The organism is Rhodococcus sp. NFXS4 (assembly GCF_058139645.1).
In genome coordinates, this window is record NZ_CP192221.1 from 2,081,922 (window position 1) to 2,101,654 (window position 19,733).

Below are 19,733 nucleotides of genomic sequence, written 5' to 3' on the forward strand. Positions count from 1 at the left end.
TTTACCTGTGCATTACCCTTCGCGTGCCTCCATACGGCCGGGGCTGTGGCATGGTTGTTCTCAGGAGGGGAGTATCCCCAGCTTGCGAAGGACCCGTCAGCACGATCGAGCCCTGCCTCGATCCGGGTCATCGGCAGACACAGTGGTCACACGAGACATCATCACTGGTTCTGTGGGAGAGACCTCCGGAGCCCACCCATGGACTACCGGAGGTAGTTGCTCACATGAATGTCTCGTCCACAGTCTGGATCGTCACCATCGTGGTGATCCTGGGACTCTTCGTCTTCGACTTCTTCGCTCACGTGAAGACCCCCCACGAGCCGACCTTCAAGGAATCGGCGACGTGGTCCGTCGTCTACATCACGATCGCCATCATCTTCGGCGGAATCGTGTTCTGGCAGTACGGCGCGACCTACGGCGGTGAGTACTTCGCCGGGTACGTCACCGAGAAGGCGCTCAGCGTCGACAACCTGTTCGTCTTCCTCATCATCATGACGACATTCGCCGTACCGCGTCAGTACCAGCAGAAGGTGCTGCTCATCGGCATCGTGATGGCGCTCGTGATGCGCGGTGGCTTCATCGCCCTCGGTGCCGCGGCCATCAACAACTTCAGCTGGGTCTTCTACCTCTTCGGTGCGTTCCTCATCTACACGGCCTACAAGCTCATCAAGGAGGCCGGGGAAGAGGAGGAGAACGAGGTCCAGCAGGACACCAAGATCATGAAGTTCGCCAAGAAGATCCTCCCCACCACGGACGAGTACCACGGTGATCGTCTGACGGTGAAGATCGACGGCAAGCGCGTGGTCACCCCGATGCTGCTGGCCCTGGTCGTCATCGGTTTCACCGACATCCTGTTCGCGTTGGACTCGATCCCGGCGATCTACGGTCTCACCACCGAGCCGTACATCGTCTTCACGGCCAACGCGTTCGCCCTCATGGGTCTGCGCCAGTTGTACTTCCTGATCGGCGGACTGCTCGATCGCCTGGTCTACCTGTCCTACGGCCTGTCCCTGGTACTGGCGTTCATCGGCGTCAAGCTCGTCCTCCACGCGCTCCACGAGAACGAGCTCGGCTTCATCAACGGCGGCGAGAACCTGTCGGTCCCCGAGATCAGCACCGGAGTGTCGCTCAGTGTCATCATGGGCATCCTGATCGTCACCACCGTGGCCAGCCTGCTCAAGACCCGCGGCGACGCGAAGCCCGCGGTGAAGGACGGCGAGACCGGAAGCCCGGTCCTCGGCGACGACACCACGGCCGCCTCGACCGGTACCACGTCGACCGGCGTCACGGACACCGAGCGCGACTCGCGCTGATCCGTCCCGCACGAGAACAGCCCGGCACCGAGAGGTGCCGGGCTGTTCGTGTGTCCGGTGGGTGCCGGAGGGGGGTCACTCCGCGAGGACGCCCATCACCGGCTTCCACTCCTGGATCGCCACGGCGTCGACGAGCTTCTCCACCGCGAACGGGTCCTCGGCGAACAGCGTGCCCACCTGGTCCGCACTCTCACCCTTGACGATGATGGTGGCGCCGCTGTCGTCTGCGTACGGCCCCGCCACCACCACGATGTCGCGAGCGAGGAGATCCCGCAGCCAGTCGCGGTGCTCGGCGCGGACGCGGTCGCGTCCCTCGGCGGTGGCCGACGAGTAGGTGTAGTTGACGAGGAAATGGGCCATCGATGTTCTCCTGCGGTGTGAGCGGGTGGTGGGTGATCTAGAGCGTGAGCAGCATGCGGGTGTTGCCGAGAGTGTTCGGCTTGACGTAGCTGAGATCGAGGAACTCGGCGACACCGGTGTCGTACGAGCGACACATCTCCGCGTAGACCTCGGCGGTGACCGGGGTCCCGTCGATCTCGGAGAACCCGTGGCGGGCAAAGAACGGCACCTCGAAGGTGAGCACGAAGATGCGGGAGAGCTGCAGTTCGCGGGCGACGTCGATCAACCGGGACACGATGAGGTGGCCCACGCCGTGGCCCTTGACCGACGGATCGACGGCGACCGTGCGGATCTCGCCGAGATCCGCCCACAGCACGTGCAGCGCGCCGCAGCCGGCGACGACACCGTCGACCTCGGCGACCCAGAACTCCTGGACCGCCTCGTAGAGGGTCACGAGATTCTTCTCGAGCAGGATCCGGCCCGCGTAGATGTCGATGAGTCGCTTGATCTCCGGGATGTCGGAGGTGCGGGCACGGCGCAGGCGCACGCGCTCGGTGGTGGACCCGGACGCGGTCCGGACGTCTGCGCGATCTTGCGCCGCCCGGGAGTCCGTCTCCGGATCGAGGTCGGAAGTCATGGGGTGAACAGTAGTCATCGGGCGTACCGATATTGTGACCGTGTGTCCCGCGCCGGTAACTCACGTCACGTCCCGAGAGCGGGCTCGGCGACGTGAGCGCTCAGTACGACGTCGGTCGTGGCCCCGGTGACGCGTCCGCGCCGACGCCGGACGCCGTCGTCGGCTCGGGCCCGCTCACTCCGGCTCCACTGCTCAACATCGCCAACGTCCTGACCGTCCTGCGGATCGCGCTGGTCCCGGTGTTCCTGTGGGCTCTGTTCGCGGACGGTGGCCAGGAGACCGGGTGGCGGCTCGCGGCCTTCGGGATCTTCGTCGTCGCGGCGATCACCGATCGCATCGACGGCCAACTGGCGCGCAAGCACGGGCTCGTGACGGAGTTCGGCAAGATGGCGGACCCCATCGCCGACAAGGCACTGATCGGGGCGGCCCTGGTCGGACTGTCCATGCTGGGGGACCTGCCCTGGTGGATCACCCTCGTCATCGGTGCCCGCGAGATCGGCATCACGCTCCTGCGGTTCGCCGTCCTGCGGCACGGTGTCATCCCCGCGGGACGCGGCGGCAAGCTCAAGACCCTCGTCCAGAGCGTGGCCATCGGGGTCTACGTTCTGCCGCTTCCCGACGCTGTGATCCCGGCAGCGATGGTGCTGATGATCGTGGCCGTGGCGCTGACCGTGATCACAGGCCTCGACTACGTGGTGCAGGCAGTGCGGCCGCGGGTCCGGACACCACACGACGGGCGATGAGCCGTCCGGTGCTCCGCCGCGTGCGGATCGCGGGCGGGGGTTAGGGTTCTCTCACCCGTTCCGACGGGTGTCCACACGCGTCGCGGGAACCGATCGGACCGTTCCGGCGTTGTAGGTGGACGAGGGTCGAGCGACGGTGCACCGACAGGCGTTCCCGCGGTCGACCACGACGTAGTTCGAACACGATGAAGGAGGGGCCACATGGCGCTGCTCTTGCGTGAGGCATTGGGCGACAGTCTTCGCCGCACACGGGTCGCTCAGAGCCGCACGTTGCGCGAGGTCTCCAACACGGCGCGCGTCAGCCTCGGGTATCTCTCGGAGGTCGAGCGTGGCCGCAAGGAGGCGTCGAGCGAACTGCTCAACGCCATCTGCGATGCCCTCGACGTCCCACTGTCGGACGTTCTGTTCGATGTGAGCGAATCGCTCACGGACACGATGGCGAGTGCGGCCGCGTCGACGGGTGTTCCCGCCGAGCGCGGTGCGGCCCACATCTCGGACGAGACGCGCGTGGTCATCCCGGCCCCGACCGCGCGAGCACTCGCCGCTGCCTGATCTTCGCGTCCCGTTTCCGACCATTCGTGGTTCGACATGGGATCATGGCGGGTACCGATCACAGACAGACCGCGTGTCCCGGACACGCGCAGCATCACCGGCGGTGACGGTCGCCAGCCGGGTCGCGTACGCGGCGGATCACATGGAGGCAGGAAGAACCGATGGCCAATCCTTTCGTCAAGGGCTGGAAGTATCTGATGGCTCTGTTCAACTCCAAGATCGACGAGAAGGCGGATCCGCAGGTCCAGATCCAGCAGGCCATCGAGGACGCTCAGCGTCAGCACCAGGCGCTCTCGCAGCAGGCCGCGTCGGTCATCGGTAACCAGCGCCAGCTCGAGATGAAGCTCAGCCGCCAGCTCGACGAGGTGGAGAAGCTGAACGCCAATGCGCGCCAGGCCGTCACCCTCGCCGACCAGGCCAATGCGGCTGCCGACGTCGAGAAGGCCACCCAGTACACCAACGCCGCCGAGGCGTTCGCGGCCCAGCTGGTCACCGCCGAGCAGAGCGTCGAGGACCTCAAGGTTCTGCACGACCAGGCGCTCCAGGCCGCCACCCAGGCCAAGAAGGCCGTCGAGCAGAACGCCATGACGCTGCAGGCCAAGGTCGCCGAGCGCACCAAGCTGCTCAGCCAGCTCGAGCAGGCCAAGATGCAGGAGCGCGTCAGCGAGTCGCTCCGCTCGATGGACTCCACGCTGTCCGCGCCCGGCAACACGCCCAGCCTCGACGCCGTCCGGGACAAGATCGAGCGCCGCTACGCCAACGCGCTCGGCTCCGCCGAGCTCGCTCAGAACTCCGTGCAGGGCCGCATGATGGAGGTCCAGCAGGCGAGCGTCCAGATGGCCGGACACAGCCGCCTCGAGCAGATCCGTGCCTCCATGGCGGGCGACTCGCTCACCGCCGGCCCCTCCGCGGACGGCGTGTCCACGCAGAAGAACCTGTCGTCCCCGCAGGCGACCCCCGAGCCTCCTCAGGCCAACTGATCTGCCTGCACGAGACCCTCACGGAGCGTTGATGTCCGGACACGGCGACCCGCACCGACGGCAGATGTGGCACGAGCGGCCCGCTGCACCGGCCGAGGTGGGGCGCGCTGCCGACCTGGTGCGCGCTCGAGCCCGTGGTGCCGTCGACGTCACGCGGCCGTTCCTCGACGCCGCCAAGTCGTGGAACGACCCGCGGAAGAAGGCCGAACGGCGGATCCGTCGGACTCGCCGGCGGGCCACGCTCTTCGGCGCGGCGTCCGGGTCCATGGGCGTCGCCACCGTCACGGTGGCGGCCACGTCGGCACCCGATTGGATCGTCGTCGGGGGATCGGGCACCACGGTGTTGTTCGCGGTGCCCGCCGTGGCCGCGGCGGCGGCCTACCGACGGCTGCGGGCCCAGCCACTGCCGGCAGCAGCGCCGGTCCGCCGTGCTCTGCCTCCGGTGGGCTCCGCCGCTCGCGAGCCCATCGAACGTCTCGCGGCCGCCGAACGCAGTCTGCACGAGCTGACGGGCATCCTCGCTCGATCCGGGGCGGTCGCCGCGGACGACGTGCACGACACGACTCGGATCGCCGCGGCCGCGTCAGCAGCTCTCACCGAGGTCGCGCACGACATCGTCGCGATGGAGAGAGCAGCGCTGGGAAGTCCGGCTGCAGCGGTCCATCTGTCCGGGTCCATCGGGTCCACCGCGGCCCGGTTGACGGACGGTGTGCATCAGTTCGACGGACTCGTCGCCGCGGCTGCGTTGCTCACCGCACCGGGCTCCTCCGGTTCGCTCACCGCACTCGACGCGCGACGGGACGCCCTCCAGTTCGCGTCCGATCGCCTCGAGGGCTGGGCATTCGGCCTCGAGAACCTGCAGAAGCCCTGACCTCGGCGACGGTCTCACCCCGACCGCGACCCTGAGATCGACGTACCGTCCTCGGGGTCGACCCCGATCTTCACCCTGAACTCCGGGACGATTCGGTGCTGTGCCAGTTCGGTTCTGGCAGTGTCGAACTCGTCGACGGATCGCCGGTGAACTCCACCGCGGCCGGCGACGGGAGTCCCCGACGAGAAGGAGTTCGACATGTTCTGGAAGATTTTCGGTGCGATCGTTCTGGTGTGGATCGGCATCGTCGTTCTCGGCGCCCTGCTGAAGGCGCTGTTCCCCCTGGTGGCGCTGGCCGTGGTGGGAACCGGTCTCTACTTCCTCTTCCGCGCGATGAGCGGCGATCGCGACTCGGCGAAGTCACCCTTCTGACGTCCCCGGTGCCGCGCTGACCTAGGCTTCGCCCATGCTCGTCGCGGTGGTCGCCGGCCCCGATGCGGGGCACGCCTTCCCTGCCATCGCGCTCGCGAAGGCGCTGACGGCCGCAGGAGAGACGGCCGTGGTCTACACCGGCCATCGGTGGCTCGACGCCGCGCGAGCGGACGGGGTGGACACTCGCCTGCTGCCGGGACTGGAACCGCGGCCCGAGGACGACGACGCGGACGCCGGCCGCAGAATTCACGAGCGAGCGGCCCACATGTCCTCGATGCTGCTGCCGGTGCTCTCCGAGTCGGCTCCCGATCTGGTGGTCTCGGACATTCTCACGGCCGGCGGCGGTCTCGCCGCCGAGCGGCTGGGAGTTCCCTGGGTGGAACTGTCTCCGCACCCGCTCTACCGGCCCTCCGTGTCGTTGCCCCCGATCGGGAGTGGCCTCGCACCGGGCACGGGACTGCGAGGTCGGTTGCGGGACACCGTGATGCGAGCTCTGACCGACCGCTCCGTCCGAGCGGGGCTGGCGCAGCGCGCTCGGGCGCGCGAGGGCGTCGGTCTGCCCGCGTCGGACCCCGGCCCCGCGCGGCGCCTCGTCGCGACCATCCCCGCGCTCGAGGTGCCGCGGACGGACTGGCCGGCCGAGGCGCGGGTCGTCGGTCCGTTGTTGTGGGAGCCGACGACCGCTCTCCTCGACCCGCCGCCGGGGACCGAACCGCTGATCCTGCTGGCACCGTCGACGGCCGCGACCGGCGCCGTGTCCATGGTCGAGGCCACTGTCGAGGCGACGGCGGCCTCACGTGCGCGCGGCCGGAGTCGTCGACTGGTTATCACCACGGTGGACGACGTTCCGGCCGGTCTACCGTCCTGGGCGGTGGGCGGACTGGGGCGCCAGGACGCGCTGCTGCCGCTGGCGTCGGTCGTGGTGTGCGGCGGCGGCCACGGGATGTTGGCGAAGGCGCTGTCCGCCGGCGTCCCGGTGGTCGTGATCCCCGGCGGGGGAGATCAGTGGGAACTGGCCAACCGCGCGGCCCGGCAGGGAAGCGCCACGATCGTGCGTCCGGTGTCCGCCGACGCCGTGGCGGAGGCGATCGACCGGGTGCTGAACGACTCGACGTACGCCGCCGCGGCAGGTCGTGCCGCGGCGACCGCCGCCGCGGTCGAGGATCCCGTCGCGGTGTGCCGCAGCGTGATCGTCGACTCCCGCCCGCGCTGAGGGGGAGCGCGGACGTCCCGGGTTACGGTGACATGGTGCGCCTGACCGACTTCCACGACCGTGTCGCCGAACAGTTCGGAACCGTGACCGGGGACTCGATGCTGGTCGACCACCTGCTGCTGAGCCTCGGGAACCGCACCGCCGCGCAGGCCATCGAGGACGGCGAGGATCCGAAGGACGTGTGGCGTGCACTGTGCGTCGAGTTCGACGTTCCCCGATCGCGGTGGTGAACCTCCGGCGTGTCGCTGGGTATCGAACACCTGTTCGCTTATAGTCGTGTGCAGAGTCGACGGGAATCGCACGGCAGCGGTTCTTGTCGGTACCCCCCTCTACCTTGGCGACAGATCGACGGGGTACAGACGCTTCGGGGACAAGAACTTCGAGAAGGAGACCATGATGGCTGCAGCTGCATACGATCGGGACAAGGCGCTCGATCTCGCGCTCGCGCAGATCGACAAGAACTTCGGCAAGGGGTCGGTCATGCGTCTCGGCGACGAGGCCCGTGTGCCCATCGCCGTCATCCCCACGGGTTCGATCGCGTTGGACGTCGCGCTCGGCATCGGCGGACTCCCGCGCGGCCGCATCGTCGAGGTCTACGGCCCGGAGTCCTCGGGTAAGACGACGGTCGCGCTCCACGCGGTCGCCAACGCACAGGCCGCCGGCGGCATCGCCGCGTTCATCGACGCGGAGCACGCTCTCGATCCGGACTACGCCGCCAAGCTCGGTGTCGACACCGACGCGCTGCTGGTCTCCCAGCCGGACACCGGTGAACAGGCGCTCGAGATCGCGGACATGCTGATCCGGTCCGGTGCCATCGACATCCTGGTCGTCGACTCCGTGGCAGCCCTGGTTCCCCGTGCCGAGATCGAGGGCGAGATGGGTGACAGTCACGTCGGTCTGCAGGCCCGCCTGATGAGCCAGGCCCTGCGCAAGATCACCGGCGCCATCAGCTCGTCCGGCACCACGGTCATCTTCATCAACCAGCTGCGCGAGAAGATCGGCGTCATGTTCGGCTCGCCCGAGACCACGACGGGCGGTAAGGCGCTGAAGTTCTACGCATCGGTGCGCCTGGACATCCGTCGTATCGAGACGCTCAAGGACGGAACCGACGCAGTCGGTAACCGCACCCGCGTCAAGGTGGTCAAGAACAAGGTGTCGCCGCCGTTCAAGCAGGCCGAGTTCGACATCCTGTACGGCAAGGGCATCAGCAAGGAAGGCTCGCTCATCGACATGGGTGTCGAGCACGGCTTCGTGCGCAAGTCCGGCTCCTGGTTCACCTACGAGGGTGATCAGCTGGGCCAGGGCAAGGAGAACGCACGCAAGTTCCTGCTCGAGAACACCGACATCCGTGACGAGATCGAGAAGAAGATCAAGGAGAAGCTCGGCATCGGTGCAGACGTGCGTACGCCCGACGAGGCCGTCGCTGCTCCGGTCGACTTCTGACAGCAGGTCTCTCGACTGTGAACGACGACGAGTTTCCGGACTCGCGTGCACCGGGCGCCCGACGTACGTCGGGCGCCCGGTCCCGTTCCGGCCGCCGATCGGGCGAGACGCCGCCCCCGGGCGGGGGCACGGCGGTGCAGGCCAAGGATGCCGCGTTGCGGTTGCTCACCGATCGCGCCCGGAGCCGCGTCGAGCTCGAACAGCGGTTGGCCGCCAAAGGATTCACGGACGAGATCATCACGTCCGTGCTCGACAGGCTGACCGAGATCAAGCTGGTCGACGATCGCGACTTCGCCCATCAGTGGGTCCGCTCGCGACACACGTACTCGGGCCGAGGCAAGCAGGCGCTGCGCAGAGAACTACGCACCAAGGGCATCGATCCGGTGCTGGCCACCGAGGCACTCGACATGATCGAGCCCGAGGACGAGCGGGAGCGTGCGCGCGAACTGGTCGTCAAGAAGCTCCGAGCCCCGGCTCTGCTGTCCGCTCTGAACGAGGAGATCGAGGATCCGCGGGAGCGGCGTGCGCAACGCGACAAGGTGGTGCGCAAGCTCGTGTCGATGCTCGCGCGTCGCGGGTTCGCCCAGGGCATGGCCTTCGACGTGGTTCGGACAGAACTCGAGGCCCTCGGAAACGATTCCGAAGGCCTCGAGTACTAGAACGTCAGACTGTCGCGCCACCCATGGCGGCACCCTGATCGACAGGAACCGGACTCTTCTTCGCTCGTCGCAGTCGCTTCTCCACCTTCGTGGCGAGGTACGTCAGCAGCGAGTTCAGGATGATCATGATGATGGCCACGATGATCAGCGCCGGCAGGAAGTTGCCGTAGAAGGCACCGACCTGCTGGCCCGACCGGACCACCTCGACATAGCCGATGATGTAGCCCAACGCGGAGTCCTTCAGCGCCACCACCATCTGCGAGATGATGGCCGGCAACATCGCGGTCACGGCCTGGGGAAGCAGGATCATGCGCATGATCTGGCCCTTGCGCAGGCCGATGGCCATGGCCGCCTCGGTCTGACCCTTCGGCAGGGACTGGATGCCCGACCGCACGATCTCGGCGATGACCGAGCCGTTGTAGAGCGTCAGGCCCGTCACCACCGCGGCCAGGGCCAGGTAGCGGGACTTGAACACCTGGTACTCGGCGAAGAACTGGTACAGGAAGATCATCAGGATCAGCACCGGGATGGCGCGGAACAGTTCGACGAAGAATCCGGCGACCAGCCGCACCGGCCGGTGGTCGGACAGGCGAGCGATCCCCAGAACGGCGCCGAGGATCAGCGCGAACACGATGGACAGCCCCGCGGCGATCAGCGTCCCCTGGATGCCGGGAACCAGGTACGTCGTCCAGGTCGAGGACTCGGTGAAGGGACTCCACTTCTCCGACGTCAACTGGCCTTTCTCGTCCAGCTTCGCGTAGATCACGTACGCCGCCAGCAGTACCAGGACGAGCACGACGGCCGAGATGATGTGATTGCGCACCTTGGCGCGGGGCCCCGGAGCGTCGTAGAGAACGGTGGCGCGTTCGGCGGAGGCGACCTTCTTGGGCGGTGCCTCGGTGCTCAGAGGTGCGTTCGCTGTGGTCATCGGGCAACCGCCAATCGCTTGCCGAGGTAGCCGAAGAAGAGGCCGGTGGGGAAGGTCAGGATGACGAAGCCGAGCGCGAAGATACCGCCGACGACGAAGATCGCCGCCTCGTTCTCGATCATTTCCTTCATCAGGATGGCCGCTTCGAGGACGCCGATCGCCGCGGCGACGGTCGTGTTCTTCGTCAGGGCGATGAGCACGCTGCCCAGCGGGCCGATGACCGCACGGAACGCCTGGGGGAGCACGATGAAGCGCAGGTTCTGCGAGAACGTCAGACCGAGCGAACGCCCGGCCTCCGCCTGACCGACGTTCACGGTGTTGATTCCGGACCGCAGCGACTCGCACACGAACGAGGCCGTGTAGATGCTGAGACCGAGAACGGCGAGCCGGAAGTTGTTGTCCGCCTGGCCGGTCGGGGACGCCTGATCGGCGAGCGTGACGCCCAGGGTCTGGTAGAGGCCGAAGGCGCAGAACAGCAGGATCAGCGTGAGCGGGGTGTTGCGGAAGATGGTGACGTAGGTGGCACCGATCCACCGCGCGACGGGAACGGGGGAGACCCGCATCGCCGCGAGCAGGGTGCCGAGGACGAGAGCGCCGATGGCGGAGAGCACCGTCAGCTTGATCGTCATCCAGAACGCGTCGAGGAGTTCGGGCGCGTAGTCACTCAGTATGTCCACCGGCGACTCCTTCCGAGAGCGGTGACGAGTCGAACGGGCGGTTCACCGGTGTGAACCGCCCGTTCGGGTCTCGCGAAGAGTGGTGATCAGTAACGATCGACGGTCGGCTGTGCGGGCAGCGGGTACCCGGACGGTCCGACGGTGTCCTCGAACGCCTTCTGCCACGACCCGTCCTCGATCATGGCGTCGATCGCGTCGTTGATCTTGGTGCGGGTCTCGTCGTCGCCCTTGGCCAGGCCGATGCCGTAGCGCTCCTCGGTGAACGGCTCGCCGACCACCTTGAGCTCACCCGGGTACTGAGCCGCGTAGCCGGCCAGGATGATGTCGTCGGTCGTGACCGCGTCGACGGCGCCGTTGCGCAGTGCCTCGACACAGGCGGAGTAGGTGTCGAACTCCTGCAGCTGCACGTCCTGCGCGTACTGGTCCTTGACCTTCTGCGCGGGGGTGGAGCCGGAGACGGAGCAGAGGCGCTTGCCGCCGCTGAGCGACTCGGGGCCCGTGATGTCGGTGTTGCCGTCGGCGACGAGGAGCGACTGTCCGGCGACGAAGTACGGTCCGGCGAAGTCGACCTTCTCCTTGCGGGCGTCGGTGATCGAGTAGGTGGCGACGATGTAGTCGACCTCACCGTTCTCGATCAGCGTCTCGCGCTGCGCCGACGGCGACTCCTTGAACGTGATGTTCTCGGGCGTGACACCGAGCTTGCCGGCGACGTACTTCGCCACCTCGACGTCGAAGCCGCTGAACGAGCCGTCGGGGGTGCGCAGGCCGAGGCCCGGCTGGTCGAACTTGATGCCGACGGTCAGCTTGCCGCTCTCGGCGCTGGACGACGCGCTGGTGGCCTCGTCGCCACCACACGCGGTGGCGGCGAAGGCGAGCGCGAGTGCGGCGACGCCGACACGGGCGGTACGGGTGATTCTCATCGAGATCCTCCAGAAGGTGGGACGAGCGGGTGGGAGATCAGTGACTCAGGATCTTGCCGAGGAAGTCCTTGGCGCGATCGGACTTCGGTGTGGTGAAGAAGGTCTCGGGATCGGTGTCCTCGACGATCTGGCCGTCGGCCATGAAGATGACACGGTCGCCGGCGCGTCGGGCGAAGCCCATCTCGTGGGTCACCACGACCATGGTCATGCCCTCCTTGGCCAGCGAGGTCATGACGTCGAGCACCTCGTTGACCATCTCGGGGTCGAGGGCGGACGTAGGCTCGTCGAAGAGCATGACCTTGGGATTCATCGCGAGGGCACGAGCGATGGCGACCCGCTGCTGCTGGCCGCCGGAGAGCTGTGCGGGGTACTTGTCCGCCTGGTTGGCGATGCCGACGCGCTCGAGCAGACGCTGCGCGGTCTTCTCGGCCTCGTCCTTCTTCATCTTGCGGACCTTCGTCGGCCCGAGCATGACGTTCTCTCGAATCGTCTTGTGCGCGAAGAGGTTGAAGGACTGGAACACCATGCCGACGTCGGCACGCAACGCGGCGAGCGACTTGCCCTCGGAGGGGAGAGCCTTGCCGTCGACCTCGATGGTGCCCTCGTCGACGGGCTCGAGCCGGTTGATGGTGCGGCACAACGTCGATTTACCCGACCCGGAGGGGCCGAGGACGATGACGACCTGGCCGCTGGGAACGTCGAGTTCGATGTCCTTGAGGACGTGCAGATCACCGAAGTGCTTCTGCACGCCGTGCATCGCGATCATGGGGGCAGACGATGCTGTGGACGAGCGATGTTCGCGCTCGCCGTCAGGGTGGGTCATGGCGATGACCCTAGAGGTAGTTTCCTCCGCCACTGCTCGTTTTGGTGCGGGGACCGCGGATATGTAATGGAAACTTTACTCGGACCGCTCGGTGGGTCGGGTACGTGCGCCGCCGTACCCTGGGGGGGTGGACACGATCGACACCCAGACTCTGCCTGCGCGGTCCGGGACTGCGCGCACCTACGAGGTGCGCACGTACGGCTGCCAGATGAACGTGCACGATTCCGAGCGACTGTCCGGCCTTCTCGAGGAGGCCGGTTACGAGAAGGCCGACTCCGGGTCGTCCCCCGATCTCGTCGTCTTCAACACGTGTGCGGTACGGGAGAACGCCGACAACAAGTTGTACGGCAACCTCGGCCAACTCCGGCCGGCCAAGGACGAGAACCCCGACATGCAGATCGCCGTCGGTGGGTGCCTCGCACAGAAGGACCGCGACGTCGTGGTCACGAAGGCGCCGTGGGTGGACGTCGTGTTCGGCACCCACAACATCGGATCCCTGCCGGCGCTGCTCGATCGGGCGCGCCACAACCAGCGCGCCGAGGTCGAGATCCTCGAGTCGCTGGACGCGTTCCCCTCGACTCTCCCGGCCAAGCGCGACTCCGCCTACTCCGGGTGGGTGTCCATCTCGGTGGGGTGCAACAACACCTGCACCTTCTGCATCGTGCCCGCACTGCGCGGCAAGGAGGTCGACCGCAGGCCGGGCGACATCCTCGCCGAGGTGCAGGCCCTCGTCGACGAGGGCGTGCTCGAGGTGACGCTGCTCGGACAGAACGTCAACGCGTACGGCGCCTCCTTCGCGGATCCCGAGCAGCCGCGTGACCGGGGTGCGTTCGCATCGCTCCTGCGCGCGTGCGGGGAGATCGACGGTCTCGAGCGCGTCCGGTTCACCTCGCCGCATCCCGCCGAGTTCACCGACGACGTCATCGAGGCGATGGCGTCGACGCCCAACGTGTGCCCGACGCTGCACATGCCTCTGCAGTCCGGATCGGACCGCGTGCTGCGTGCCATGCGCCGCTCGTACCGCAAGGAGAAGTTCCTCGGCATCATCGACCGGGTGCGCGAAGCCATCCCGCACGCGTCACTGACCACGGACATCATCGTGGGCTTCCCCGGGGAGACCGAGGAGGACTTCCAGGAGACCCTCGACGTCGTCCGTCGCGCTCGCTTCAGTAGCGCCTACACGTTCCAGTACTCCAAGCGACCGGGAACGCCGGCCGCCGACATGCCGGATCAGGTGCCGAAGGCCGTCGTGCAGGAACGCTACGAACGGCTCGCCGCTCTGCAGGAGGAGATCTCCCACGAGGAGAACCGTCGCGTCGTCGGAACCGAGGTGGAGTTGCTCGTCGCCGACGGGGCCGGACGCAAGAACGCCGTCACCGAGCGGATGAGTGGACGCACCCGCGACGGGCGACTCGTGCACTTCACCCCGACGGGCGCCATCGACCGCGCCGTCCGGCCCGGCGACGTCGTCGTCACCACGGTGACCGACGCGAAGCCGTATCACCTGGTCGCCGACGTCCCGGTGCGCTCGCACCGGCGCACCACGGCCGGCGACCGACACGAGCGGGGCACGATGCCCCGGACCGCACCGGTCGGTGTCGGGTTGGGGTTGCCGTCCGTCGGCGCCCCGGCGCCCGAGCCGGTCACGACGATGGGATGTTCACTGTGAGTACCGAGCCGACGACCGGGTCCGATCCGGCGGCCGCCGAGAAGCGGATCTCGGGGCGTATCGACCCGGGGGTCCGCGCCGTCGTCGTGGCAGTGGTGGTGTTGTTGCTGCTACTGAGCTTCGCACTGCCGCACACAGGTTCGGCCAACGCGTGGGACGTGCTGGTGCACGACGAGGACGCCGTGGCGGAGTCGGTGGCACTGCCGTCACGCATCTTCGTGTGGCTGACCCTGGTGTTCGCGGTCGGCTTCTCGGCCCTCGCCCTGGTCACTCAACGCTGGGCGCTGGCCTGGGTCGCGCTCTACGGGTCCGGGGTGGCGACGGTGCTGGGCATCCTGGCCATCTGGTCGCGTCAGACCGTTCCCGTCGGCCTCACCGGGGCCGGCCCCGGGCTGGGCCTCGTCCTCGGCTGGTTGCTCGTGGTCGTGCTGGCGTTCCACTGGTTCAAGGTGGTGTGGAACCGCTCCAACGCTCAGTGGGCGGCTGCCGCCGCCCGGCGGGACGCGGCCGTGATGGACGAGGCGCGGCGCGAGAACGTGCTGGACACGTCCCGGCGCCGCGACAACTGATCCTCCGGAGTCACAGACCGCCGAGGGCGCTGTCGGCGGCGTCGGCCCACTCGCGCCACTGCTGTGCCTGCGCACGGGCCTTCTCGGCGTCCTTGGCCTTGCCCGCGGCCTCGGCCTTCTGGGCCTGCTCCTCGAACTGCGCGACCCGCTCGCGGAACTGAGCCGCGCGCGCCATCGCCTCGGGGTCGGTGCGTCGCCACTCGGAGTCGGCGGCGTCGCGGACGCGCTTCTCGATCGCGCGGAGCTTGCCCTCGAGATCGTGCATCTTCTCGCGCGGGACCTTGCCGATGGCGTCCCACTTGTCCTGCAATGTCCGCAGTGCTGCGCGGGCCGCCTCGATGTCCTTGGACGGGTCGATGTGACCGGACTCGGCCAGCAGCCGTTCCTTCGCCTCGGCGTTCTGCTCGAACTCCGCGTTCTGCTCGGACTGAGCCGCGTTGCGTGCCTCGAAGAACACGTCCTGGGCGCCCTTGAATTTCTGCCACAGCGAGTCGTCGGCGTCGCGGGGAGCCCGGCCGGCGGCCTTCCACTCGGTCAGGAGATCGCGGAACACCTGCGCGGTGCCCACCCAGTCGGTGGACGACGACAGTTCCTCGGCCTTGGCGACCAGTTCTTCCTTGCGCACCTTGGCGGCACCGCGTTCGCGGTCGAGATCGGCGAAGTGCGCGCCGCGGCGGCGGTTGAACGCCTCTCGTGCCTTGGAGTAGCGCTTCCACAGGGCGTCGTCGACCTTGCGGTCGACGCCGCGGATGGTCTTCCACTCCTCGAGGATCACGCGAAGACGGTCACCCGCGGCCTTCCACTGCGTGGATTCGCTGCCGATGGTCTCGGCCTCGACGGCCAGCGCCTCCTTGCGTGCCGTCGATTCGGTCCGCTCGGAATCCTTGCGCTTGCGATGCTCGGCGGCGACCTCGTCGGAGTGTTCGATCACGGCCTGCAGGCGGGTCGCCAGCGCGTCGATGTCGCCGATCACAGCAGCGGTGGGCAGGGTCTCGGCGAGCGCGACGGCGGCGGTCTTCGTCTTCTTGGCATCGCCGGCGCCGGAGGCGAGTCGCGCCTCGAGGAGTGCGACCTCGGTGGCGAGATCGTCGTAGCGGCGCCCGAAGTGTGCGAGGCCCTCGGCCGCGTCACCGGCCTGCCAGGAACCGACCTGCCGCTCTCCGTCGGTGGTACGTACCCACGCGGAACCGTCCTCGTCGACCCGGCCCCAGCGGGACGGATCGGTGACGACCGGGACGACAGCGGGCGTCGTCGGCACGTGGTGTGCAGCCGGATGCGGCGTCGGGTGCGACTCCCCGTCGCCTGTGGACGACGACGGTGCGGACGGATCGGCCGGGGCACTGGGCCGGGTGGGCGCCGGGCGCGGTGCGCCGCCGGGTCGAGGACCCGGTCGGGGCCCGGGCCGGGGAGGTGTGGGGCTCGCCTGCGCCTCGCCGGGGGCGTTCTCGGTCGTCTCGTGCTCGGTCATAATTCTCTCCGTCTCTGCCGCGCGTCACGGCTGCCTGGCGCTACGTGGTTCTCTGCTCGGTCGTTCTCGGCCCATTCAACCCCCTCCGCGCGTCGGCGACCATGCAAACCCCGAGGGACGCGTGGAAAAGGGACGCCCTCGGACGGTCGACTACCGTGGCGTCCGTGCTGTCCGCCCTCGCCTTCGTCCCGTCGCCTCCGTTGCTGCTCGCGGAGCTCGCCGGTTCCGCCACAGGCGAACTGGACGATCTGCGTGCAGCCGTGCGCGAGGTGTGCGACGACCTGGGACAGTCCTGTCACGACTGGATCGGGGTCGGGGTCGGTGCGACCACGACCTGGATCGACGGCGATGCCGCGGGTACGTACGCCGGTTTCGGGGCCGATGTCGTGGTCGGTCTCGCCCCGGATCGCGGGCCTGTCGATCGCGCGATGGAGTTGGCCGCGCTGACCGTCGGGCTGCTTCGCGAGCAGGCTGTTCCGCAGTGGTCGGTCCCCGTACAGCTCGTCGCTCGGAACGCGAGTGTCCAGGACGTGGCGGCAGTGGCGCTCGACCTGCGCGGCCGCGTCGACGCCGCGCCCGGCCCGGTGGGGCTGCTCGTCGTCGGTGACGGGGCGACGACCCTGACCGACAAGGCGCCCGGCGCGTTCGACGACCGGGCCGAGGCGGTGCAGCACGCGATCGACGATGCGCTCGGCAGAGCCGACGTCGATGCGCTGGCGTCCCTGGACCCTGCTCTGTGTGATGCCCTCGGCGTGGACGGGCGGGTGGCATGGCAGGTGGCGGCCACGCTGGTCGGACCCGCACGAGTGGTGCCGCACAGTCTCTTTCGCGGTGCCCCCTACGGAGTCGGGTATCACGTCGCCTCGTGGTCGCTGTGACGCGACCGACACCGGTCGCGGTGATCGGACCCACGGCCACGGGCAAGTCGGCCCTCGCGCTCGATCTCGCCGAGCGCCTCGGCGGGCACATCGTGAACATCGACGCGATGCAGCAGTACCGAGGCATGGACATCGGTACCGCGAAGACGCCGGTGGCGGAGCGTCGCGGCATCCCGCACCACCGACTCGACGTCCTGGACGTCACGGAGACGGCAACGGTGGCGGCGTACCAGGACGCCGCGGTGCGGGAGATCGAGGAGCTGCTCGAGCAGTCCGTCGTGCCCGTCGTCGTCGGCGGATCGATGATGTACGTCCAGGCTCTGCTGGACCGATGGCAGTTCCCGGCCACGGATGCCGCGGTGCGTGCCGAACTCGAGGCCAGGCTCGCCGCCGAGGGGGTCGCGGCGCTGCATCGCGCACTCGCCGAGTCCGATCCGGCGGCCGCGGCATCGATCCTGCCGACCGACGGCCGACGCATCGTCCGCGCGCTCGAGGTGGGACGCCTCACCGGGAAGCCGTTCGCCGCGTCGGCGCCCACCATCGGCGAGCCGCGCTGGGACACCGTCGTCCTCGGCATCGACCGTGACACCGACGAGCTGGACGCGCGCATCGCGGCACGCACCGACGCGATGTTCGCCGAGGGGCTCGTCGCCGAGGTCGAGACCCTCGTGGGGCAGGGACTGCGCGAGGGAGTCACCGCCCCGAGGGCGATCGGCTACGCGCAGGTGCTGCAGCTGCTGGACGGCGAGATCGACGAGGCGGCCGCGCGCGAGGCGACCTTCGTCGGTACCCGTCGCTATGTTCGCCGCCAACGGTCCTGGTTCGGTCGTGATCCCCGCGTGCACTGGCTGCGCGGGGGCGCATCGGACCTGCTGGACGCCGCACTGCGCACGAGGGGAGAACACCGATGAGCGATGCGCTCGTCCTGTCGAGGAACGCGCGGTTCCAGCAGTGGCAGTCCTACCTCGTCACCCGCGGCAAGCGCACCAAGGCGGGAGTCTTCCTCGTGCAGGGAGTGCGGCCGGTCACACTGGCCGTCCAGCACGAGTGGCCTCTCGAGTCCGTGCTCTATCGAACCGGCGACTCCCTGTCGTCCTGGGCCACGTCGACCGTGGACCGCTGCCGGGCCGCAGGCGTGCCCGCGGTGGGTGTCGCGCCGGAGTTGATGGCGGAGCTCGGCAAACGCGTCGATCAACCACCGGAGATCCTGCTCCTCGCACGGTCCCGGCTCCTCGATCCCGGCCACTGGACTCCGACGGGCGACGCGCCGGTGGTGGTCGCGTTCGACCGGCCGACGTCGCCGGGCAATCTCGGCACCCTGATCCGGTCCTCGGACGCCTTCGGAGCGTCCGGGCTGCTGGTCAGCGGGCATGCCGCGGACCCGTTCGATCCCGCATGCGTCCGCGCGACCACCGGCTCCCTGTTCGCACTCCCAGTGGGGCAGGTCGGAGGTCCGGAGCAGGTTCGCGCGATGGTGGACAGGCTGCGGCAGCAGGGCACCGACATGACGATCGTGGGCACCGACGAGACCGGCACGGTGGCAGCGCACGAGCACGACTTCACAGGAGGAACGGTGCTGGTGGTGGGCAACGAGACCCGCGGCATGAGTGCCGCGTGGCGGGATGCCTGCGACGTCGTCGTGTCCATCCCGATAGGCGGCGCGGCGAGCTCCCTCGGAGCACCGTCCGCCGGCGCCGTCGGGCTGTACGAGATCACCCGCCAACGGCTGATCGCGCGGACGTCCGCGCCGGTGGGAGACTGATCCCATGCAGTTCACCAAGGGACACGGAACGCAGAACGATTTCGTCGTGCTGCCGGATCCGGACGCACTCCTCGATCTGAGCGCACACCGTGTGGCGACACTGTGCGATCGCCGAGCCGGGCTCGGCGCGGACGGGGTACTGCGGGTCGCCCGCAGCGGTGCTCTCGTCGACCGCGGCGTGCTCGACGCGCTGCCCGAGGGCGTGTCCGCCGGCGACTGGTTCATGGACTACCGCAACGCGGACGGGTCCATCGCGGAGATGTGCGGCAACGGTGTCCGGGTGTTCTCCCATTACGTTCGTGCGGCCGGTCTCGTGGACTCGGACGAGTTCGTCGTCGGATCGCGCGCCGGCGGAAAACCGGTCACGGTGCACTCGCACGACGCCACCGACGCCGTGGTCACCGTCGAGATGGGCACCCCGCAGGTCTTCGAGACCTCCGACACCGAGGTCGACGGCAGGTCCTTCACGGGCATCGGCGTCGACGTCGGCAATCCGCACCTGGCCTGCGTGTCCGCCGATCTCGATGCGGAGACCCTCGGCGACCTCGACCTCACGGCGCAACCCACCTTCGACGGTGCGGTGTACCCGCACGGGGTCAACATCGAGTTCGTCACCGTGCCGAAGGACGGTGCGGTGAGCATGCGTGTCCACGAGCGCGGCGTGGGGGAGACCAGATCGTGTGGCACGGGCATCGTCGCCGCCGCGGTCGCGGCCCTGCGCTTCGACGGGTCCGGCGACGGCGAGCTGGCCGTCCACGTTCCCGGTGGTGTCGTGTCGGTGCGCGTGTCGAACGGTTCCGCGTCGATGCGGGGGCCGTCGGTGCTGGTGGCGTCGGGGGAGCTGTCGGACGCCTGGTGGGCGGGGCTGGAAGCGTGACGGCCGGGGTGCGGGTATTCCCCGCGACACGGTTGCGTAA

General features: G+C 68.4%; 23 protein-coding genes. 16 read left to right on the forward strand and 7 right to left on the reverse strand.

Going from position 1 to position 19,733, the window contains the following annotated elements; genetic code table 11:
• Positions 1 to 224 precede the first annotated feature (224 nt).
• A complete protein-coding gene (locus J4E04_RS09750) occupies positions 225 to 1,313 on the forward strand; it encodes a TerC family protein (RefSeq protein ID WP_081821174.1) in 1,089 nt (362 codons plus the stop codon).
• A 75-nt stretch (positions 1,314 to 1,388) separates the two neighbouring features.
• On the opposite strand, the gene J4E04_RS09755 is transcribed toward J4E04_RS09750, so the two are convergent.
• Both J4E04_RS09755 and J4E04_RS09760 read right to left on the reverse strand, forming a co-directional pair.
• Positions 1,389 to 1,673, reverse strand: a complete 285-nt coding sequence (locus tag J4E04_RS09755) for a YciI family protein (protein WP_027505116.1) — start codon at positions 1,671 to 1,673, stop codon at positions 1,389 to 1,391.
• Between the two features lie 37 nt (positions 1,674 to 1,710).
• Positions 1,711 to 2,289: an amino-acid N-acetyltransferase gene (locus J4E04_RS09760; RefSeq protein ID WP_155956972.1), complete on the reverse strand. Its 579-nt coding sequence runs from the start codon at positions 2,287 to 2,289 to the stop codon at positions 1,711 to 1,713.
• A gap of 188 nt (positions 2,290 to 2,477) precedes the next feature.
• Between J4E04_RS09760 and pgsA the strand changes: the two genes are divergently transcribed.
• The 9 genes from pgsA to J4E04_RS09805 all read left to right on the forward strand — a co-directional run bounded on the left by pgsA (position 2,478) and on the right by J4E04_RS09805 (position 9,122).
• The gene (pgsA, locus tag J4E04_RS09765) at positions 2,478 to 3,032 is read left to right on the forward strand and encodes a CDP-diacylglycerol--glycerol-3-phosphate 3-phosphatidyltransferase (RefSeq protein WP_027505118.1); all 555 of its coding nucleotides are present in this window, start codon (positions 2,478 to 2,480) and stop codon (positions 3,030 to 3,032) included.
• 201 nt (positions 3,033 to 3,233) lie between these two features.
• The gene (locus J4E04_RS09770) at positions 3,234 to 3,584 is read left to right on the forward strand and encodes a helix-turn-helix domain-containing protein (RefSeq protein ID WP_027505119.1); all 351 of its coding nucleotides are present in this window, start codon (positions 3,234 to 3,236) and stop codon (positions 3,582 to 3,584) included.
• A gap of 161 nt (positions 3,585 to 3,745) precedes the next feature.
• Complete coding sequence (pspA, locus tag J4E04_RS09775; RefSeq protein WP_027505120.1) at positions 3,746 to 4,564, forward strand: phage shock protein PspA; 819 nt, start codon at positions 3,746 to 3,748, stop codon at positions 4,562 to 4,564.
• A 31-nt stretch (positions 4,565 to 4,595) separates the two neighbouring features.
• Positions 4,596 to 5,435: a phage shock envelope stress response protein PspM gene (gene pspM / locus J4E04_RS09780; protein WP_490150413.1), complete on the forward strand. Its 840-nt coding sequence runs from the start codon at positions 4,596 to 4,598 to the stop codon at positions 5,433 to 5,435.
• Between the two features lie 198 nt (positions 5,436 to 5,633).
• Positions 5,634 to 5,807, forward strand: a complete 174-nt coding sequence (locus J4E04_RS09785) for a hypothetical protein (RefSeq protein WP_490150414.1) — start codon at positions 5,634 to 5,636, stop codon at positions 5,805 to 5,807.
• 34 nt (positions 5,808 to 5,841) lie between these two features.
• Positions 5,842 to 7,020 carry a glycosyltransferase gene (locus J4E04_RS09790; protein WP_056444911.1) on the forward strand — a complete coding sequence of 393 codons (1,179 nt, stop codon included), beginning with the start codon at positions 5,842 to 5,844 and terminating at the stop codon, positions 7,018 to 7,020.
• Positions 7,021 to 7,055: 35 nt separating this feature from the next.
• Positions 7,056 to 7,250, forward strand: coding sequence for a DUF3046 domain-containing protein (locus J4E04_RS09795; protein WP_027505125.1), 195 nt, complete (start codon positions 7,056 to 7,058; stop codon positions 7,248 to 7,250).
• 166 nt (positions 7,251 to 7,416) lie between these two features.
• Positions 7,417 to 8,463 (forward strand): recombinase RecA, encoded by a 1,047-nt coding sequence (recA, locus tag J4E04_RS09800; protein WP_027505126.1) that lies wholly within the window; start codon positions 7,417 to 7,419, stop codon positions 8,461 to 8,463.
• 17 nt (positions 8,464 to 8,480) lie between these two features.
• A complete protein-coding gene (locus tag J4E04_RS09805; RefSeq protein WP_490150415.1) occupies positions 8,481 to 9,122 on the forward strand; it encodes a regulatory protein RecX in 642 nt (213 codons plus the stop codon).
• Between the two features lie 4 nt (positions 9,123 to 9,126).
• Here the strand turns inward: J4E04_RS09805 and J4E04_RS09810 are convergent, their stop codons facing one another.
• The 4 genes from J4E04_RS09810 to gluA form a co-directional block, all read right to left on the reverse strand.
• On the reverse strand, positions 9,127 to 10,050 hold the full coding sequence (locus J4E04_RS09810) for an amino acid ABC transporter permease (RefSeq protein ID WP_222637661.1): 924 nt from the start codon (positions 10,048 to 10,050) through the stop codon (positions 9,127 to 9,129).
• Positions 10,047 to 10,727: an amino acid ABC transporter permease gene (locus tag J4E04_RS09815; protein WP_027505128.1), complete on the reverse strand. Its 681-nt coding sequence runs from the start codon at positions 10,725 to 10,727 to the stop codon at positions 10,047 to 10,049. Before J4E04_RS09815 ends, J4E04_RS09810 begins: the two co-directional genes overlap by 4 nt.
• An 86-nt stretch (positions 10,728 to 10,813) precedes the next feature.
• Positions 10,814 to 11,647 (reverse strand): glutamate ABC transporter substrate-binding protein, encoded by an 834-nt coding sequence (locus J4E04_RS09820; RefSeq protein ID WP_027505129.1) that lies wholly within the window; start codon positions 11,645 to 11,647, stop codon positions 10,814 to 10,816.
• Between the two features lie 37 nt (positions 11,648 to 11,684).
• Positions 11,685 to 12,413, reverse strand: coding sequence for a glutamate ABC transporter ATP-binding protein GluA (gluA, locus tag J4E04_RS09825; RefSeq protein WP_027505130.1), 729 nt, complete (start codon positions 12,411 to 12,413; stop codon positions 11,685 to 11,687).
• Between the two features lie 184 nt (positions 12,414 to 12,597).
• Between gluA and miaB the strand changes: the two genes are divergently transcribed.
• Positions 12,598 to 14,139, forward strand: a complete 1,542-nt coding sequence (miaB, locus tag J4E04_RS09830) for a tRNA (N6-isopentenyl adenosine(37)-C2)-methylthiotransferase MiaB (RefSeq protein ID WP_027505131.1) — start codon at positions 12,598 to 12,600, stop codon at positions 14,137 to 14,139.
• Positions 14,127 to 14,708, forward strand: coding sequence for an Rv2732c family membrane protein (locus J4E04_RS09835; RefSeq protein WP_037185326.1), 582 nt, complete (start codon positions 14,127 to 14,129; stop codon positions 14,706 to 14,708). Before miaB ends, J4E04_RS09835 begins: the two co-directional genes overlap by 13 nt.
• A gap of 10 nt (positions 14,709 to 14,718) precedes the next feature.
• Here the strand turns inward: J4E04_RS09835 and J4E04_RS09840 are convergent, their stop codons facing one another.
• Entirely contained in the window at positions 14,719 to 16,176 is a 1,458-nt protein-coding gene (locus J4E04_RS09840; protein WP_051613197.1) for a DUF349 domain-containing protein, read from the reverse strand.
• Between the two features lie 155 nt (positions 16,177 to 16,331).
• On the opposite strand from J4E04_RS09840, the gene J4E04_RS09845 reads away from it, so the two are divergent.
• Genes J4E04_RS09845 through dapF form a run of 4 tightly spaced genes read left to right on the forward strand, consistent with a single transcriptional unit; the run spans position 16,332 to position 19,693 of the window.
• On the forward strand, positions 16,332 to 17,054 hold the full coding sequence (locus J4E04_RS09845) for a class III extradiol ring-cleavage dioxygenase family protein (RefSeq protein ID WP_490150416.1): 723 nt from the start codon (positions 16,332 to 16,334) through the stop codon (positions 17,052 to 17,054).
• Entirely contained in the window at positions 17,051 to 17,965 is a 915-nt protein-coding gene (gene miaA / locus J4E04_RS09850) for a tRNA (adenosine(37)-N6)-dimethylallyltransferase MiaA (protein ID WP_222645311.1), read from the forward strand. Before J4E04_RS09845 ends, miaA begins: the two co-directional genes overlap by 4 nt.
• Positions 17,962 to 18,816, forward strand: coding sequence for a TrmH family RNA methyltransferase (locus J4E04_RS09855; RefSeq protein WP_490150417.1), 855 nt, complete (start codon positions 17,962 to 17,964; stop codon positions 18,814 to 18,816). Before miaA ends, J4E04_RS09855 begins: the two co-directional genes overlap by 4 nt.
• Positions 18,817 to 18,820: 4 nt before the next feature.
• A complete protein-coding gene (dapF, locus tag J4E04_RS09860; RefSeq protein ID WP_027505134.1) occupies positions 18,821 to 19,693 on the forward strand; it encodes a diaminopimelate epimerase in 873 nt (290 codons plus the stop codon).
• The last annotated feature ends 40 nt before the right edge of the window (positions 19,694 to 19,733 follow it).